At 75.5% G+C, this 3,637-nt stretch carries 4 protein-coding genes; 2 read left to right on the plus strand and 2 right to left on the minus strand.

What is annotated here, in order from left to right; translation table 11 throughout:
- Nucleotides 1-637: 637 nt before the first annotated feature.
- Nucleotides 638-1,684: an ROK family protein gene (locus tag ACIBPB_RS26595; protein WP_396842167.1), complete on the plus strand. Its 1,047-nt coding sequence runs from the start codon at nt 638-640 to the stop codon at nt 1,682-1,684.
- Between the two features lie 214 nt (nt 1,685-1,898).
- Here the strand turns inward: ACIBPB_RS26595 and ACIBPB_RS26600 are convergent, their stop codons facing one another.
- Nucleotides 1,899-2,099, minus strand: a complete 201-nt coding sequence (locus tag ACIBPB_RS26600; protein WP_396842168.1) for a DUF397 domain-containing protein — start codon at nt 2,097-2,099, stop codon at nt 1,899-1,901.
- A 5-nt stretch (nt 2,100-2,104) separates the two neighbouring features.
- Nucleotides 2,105-2,950 carry a helix-turn-helix transcriptional regulator gene (locus tag ACIBPB_RS26605; protein WP_046569500.1) on the minus strand — a complete coding sequence of 282 codons (846 nt, stop codon included), beginning with the start codon at nt 2,948-2,950 and terminating at the stop codon, nt 2,105-2,107.
- Nucleotides 2,951-3,225: 275 nt separating this feature from the next.
- On the opposite strand from ACIBPB_RS26605, the gene ACIBPB_RS26610 reads away from it, so the two are divergent.
- Entirely contained in the window at nt 3,226-3,453 is a 228-nt protein-coding gene (locus ACIBPB_RS26610; protein ID WP_357317778.1) for a hypothetical protein, read from the plus strand.
- The last annotated feature ends 184 nt before the right edge of the window (nt 3,454-3,637 follow it).

Here is a 3,637-nt window from a genome sequence, read left to right on the forward strand (position 1 = left end):
CGGGCGCCGCCCGCGTCCCGGCTGCGTCCCGTCCGCGTCCTGGCTGCGTCCCGGCTGCGTCCCGGCTGCGTCCCGTCCGCGTCCCGTCCGCGTCCCGTCCGCGTCCCGTCCGCGTCCCGGCCGCGTCCCGGCCGCGTCCGGGCCGCGTCCGGGCCGCGTCCCGCCGGTGCCCCGGCCGCGCGCCGTCCGCGTCCGGGCCGCGCCCCGTCGGCGCGCTGGCCGTGTCCCGGCGTCGCCCACCGACAGATGAGTCCGCTCGTCAGCGATATGCCTCTGTGGCATAAAGATGCCGCAGAGGCATATCGCTCATCTGCGACGTGCCGTCCCGGCCACGACACGCCGGGCTGGGACATCCGGGCCGCACGAGAGCGGCGACCGGCTGCCGGAGGCGGAGGTCGCCGGGCCGGGGCCCGGGACATCCGGGCTCTGGCGACCGGCCGCCGGGCGGAGGCGGAGATTCCCGGGCCGGGGGCCGGGGGCCGGGGGCCGGGGGTCGGGGGCCGGGGGTCGGGGGTCGAGGGTCGAGCGCCGGCGGCCGGGGGTCGGGGGCCGGGGCGGCGGCGGGTGGGGTGCGAAGCATGGCGGGCCGGTGTCCACCGAACTAGCCTCAGGTCAGGTTCGGTGGGAGGGGGTGGCCGTGGGCGGTGCGGGTGTGCCGGTGGTGGTGGGCCTGGACAACGGCGGCAACAGCAACAACGTCACCGTCCTGACCATGGACGGCCGGTTCCTGGTCGACGGGCTGGTGGAGAGCCCGAGCGAGGTCCAGGCCGGGCCGGAGGCGGCCATCGAGGCGCTCGCGCGGGCGTTCGACGGGGTCCTCGCGCTGACCGGCGTGCCGCGCGAACTGGTCCGCGCCGTCGGGCTGGACACGCCCGGGCCGGCCAGCGCCACCGGGGTCATCTCCTCGCGCGGCTCGACCAACTTCTCCCAGCCCGCCTGGCGCGGCTACGACGTCCGCGGCGCGCTGGAGCGCCGGCTCGGCCTGCCGGTGAGCTACGCCAACGACGGCAACGCGGCGGCGCTCTACGCCCACCACGTCCACTTCGGCGCGGACGCGATGAGCCGCTCCTCGGTCGCCGCCATCGTCGGCACCGGCCTGGGCGGCGGCGTGGTGGAGGCCGGCCGGGTGGTCGGCGGGGCGGCCGGGATGGCGGGGGAGTTCGGGCACGTGCACATCCCGCTCGACGGCTTGCTCGCGCCCGGCCAGTCGTCCCCGGTCTGCGCCTGCGGCTTCACCGGGGACGCGGAGAGCGTCGCCTCGCTGACCGGGATCGAGCGGAACCTGCTGCCGTACTGGTTGGCGCGGTACCCGGGGCACCCGCTGGCGGCGGAGGAGCCGAGCCGGGCGGCGAAGCTGGTCCGCGGCTACGGCGAGCGGGGCGACGTGCTGGCCCGGCAGGTCTTCGCCCAGCAGGCCATGGCCCTGGGGCGGCTGTTCACCATCGCGGCGAACTTCACCGACCCGCACGCGTACTTCGTCGGTGGTGGGGTGGTGGAGGCGGCGCCGGAGTTCCGCGACTGGTTCCTGGCCACCGTCCGGGAGCACACCGTGCTCCGGGACGAGCAGGCCGCGGTGGCCACCTTCGCCCTGGTGCCGGAGCGGGACATGGCCGGTGCCCGGGGAGCGGCGATCGCCGCCCTGGAGGCGATCCGGGTCGGCGCCGGGCCGCTGGTCGCCCGCTGAGCCGGGCGAACCGGCGCCCGGCGCCGACCCGCCTCGCCGCCGGGCCACCCGCCTGACGCCGGCTTGCCCGCCTCGGCGCCGCGTTGCCCGCTGACGCCGGCTTGCCCGCCTCGGCGCCGCGTTGCCCGCTGACGCCGGCTTGCCCGTTTCGGCGGTCGGGTCGCCCGCCTCGGCGGTCGGGTCGCCCGCCTCGGCGGCCGGGTCGCGGCCGGGGTCAGCGGCGCGGTGGGGCGGCGGTGAAGGCCGCCCAGGCGGCCGGGGGAAAGACCAGCACCGGTCCGGCCGGGTCCTTGGAGTCGCGGACCGCCACCGCCCGCGCCAGCCGGGACATCTCGACGCACGCCCCCTCGTCGCCGCTGTGGCTGCTCTTGCGCCAGTGGCTGACCGTCGCGCGGTGGCCGTTCGTGCCGTTCATCGGATCTACCTCTCGTTCAGCAGGCGGAGGAGCTGGTCCCGGCTGGCTGCCGGGCTGAGCGCCACGGTCCGCAGGTGCTCCATGATTTTGGTGCAGGTACGCAGGTCGCCCGGCCGGTCCAGGACCATCTGCCCGGCGACCGTCTCCACCGAGGCGATCATCGGGTCCTCCGGGTCGGCGAACTCGAGGATGTGCAGCGAACCGCGCGTCCCCCGGTGGTAGCCCGCCGCGAGCGGGATGACCTGGACGGTGATGTTGGGCAGCTCACCCACCTTGAGCAGGTGCCGCAGCTGGGCCTCCATGACCGACCGGTTGCCGACCGGGCGCAGCAGCGCGCCCTCGTCGATGATGGCGTCGAAGATGGGCGGTTCGTCGCTGGTGAGCCGCTGCTGCCGGTCCAACCGCAGGTGCACCCGCTGCTCGACCTGCTCGTCGGTGAGGGTGTGCGGGCCGCCCCGCATAACGCCGCGGATGTAGTCGGCGGTCTGGAGCAGGCCGGGCACCACCGAGGGCTCGAAGTTGGCGATGCCGGTGGCCTCGGCCTCCAGCGCGATGAAGTCGATGGTCCGCCGGTCCAGCAGGTACGAGTAGGAGACCCACCAGCCGGGCTTGCGGGCGTCCTTGGCCAACTGCACCGCCGCGGCGATCTCGTCGGTGCCCACCCCGTAGAGGGTGAGCAGGGCACGCACGGTGGCCGGGCTGATCAGCGTCTGTGCGTTCTCGTACCGGGACAGCGTGCTGCGGGTGCTGTTGATCTCGTCGGCCGCGGCCTCGAGGGTCAGCCCGGCGGCTTCCCGGTGGGTACGCAGGGCGATGCCGAGCCGTCGGGCCCGGGCGGTCTTCGGCGCCATGCATCGATGGTCGCACATCAACGGGAAGAATGGCATGAGAGAACTTCGATGAGAGTTGCATTCACGGCTGTCCAAGTGTCAATCTGTGATGGCGTCCTCACCGCCGGTTGTCGTGGCGACGGTGGTGGTGGGTGACCGGAGGGGATGGGGCGCGCGGTGATCGGGTTTTTCTCCCCCACGACCCGATCGCCGCGTGCCCCCGCACCGGCGAGCAGACGGAGAGGGAAGCGCATGACGGCGACCGGATGCCGCCCGGCGGACGGGAGGGGACGGCGATGACCCGTTTTCTCGTGGTCCTCACCGACGTCCGGCCCCTGGAAGGGACGGGCCGCAACGAGCGCACCAGCCCCGAGCGCCGCCGGCAGGTGGTCGGCGCGAGCAGCCGGGAGGCGGCGGAGCGGATCGCCGGCGCGTTCATGGCGCTGGGCATGGTCCGGGCGGGCCGGCAGCGCGTGAAGGTGATCGCCGTGGGACGCCGCCCACGGCTGGGACAACTGGACTGAACCCGCCCGCTGCCGGACCCGGTACCCGGCAGCGGAACCGGGGGGGGGGGGGGGGGGGGGCGCCCCCCCCCCCCCCCCCCCCCCCCCCCCGCCACTCCCCCGTCGAGCCCGGGCGTGAGGTGACCGTGATGACGCCGACCGTCAGCCGGCTGCTCCGCTGGGCCGCCGTGATCGGGGTGGGTGT

It is taken from the genome of Micromonospora sp. NPDC049836, from assembly GCF_044465125.1.
Lineage (GTDB): Bacteria > Actinomycetota > Actinomycetes > Mycobacteriales > Micromonosporaceae > Micromonospora.

Excerpts from the sequence above, each read along its gene's own strand:
- ACIBPB_RS26600 (WP_396842168.1), bottom strand. The coding sequence starts at position 2,099 with ATGAACGGCACGAACGGCCACCGCGCGACGGTCAGCCACTGGCGCAAG.
- ACIBPB_RS26605 (WP_046569500.1), bottom strand. The coding sequence starts at position 2,950 with ATGGCGCCGAAGACCGCCCGGGCCCGACGGCTCGGCATCGCCCTGCGT.
- ACIBPB_RS26610 (WP_357317778.1), top strand. The coding sequence starts at position 3,226 with ATGACCCGTTTTCTCGTGGTCCTCACCGACGTCCGGCCCCTGGAAGGG.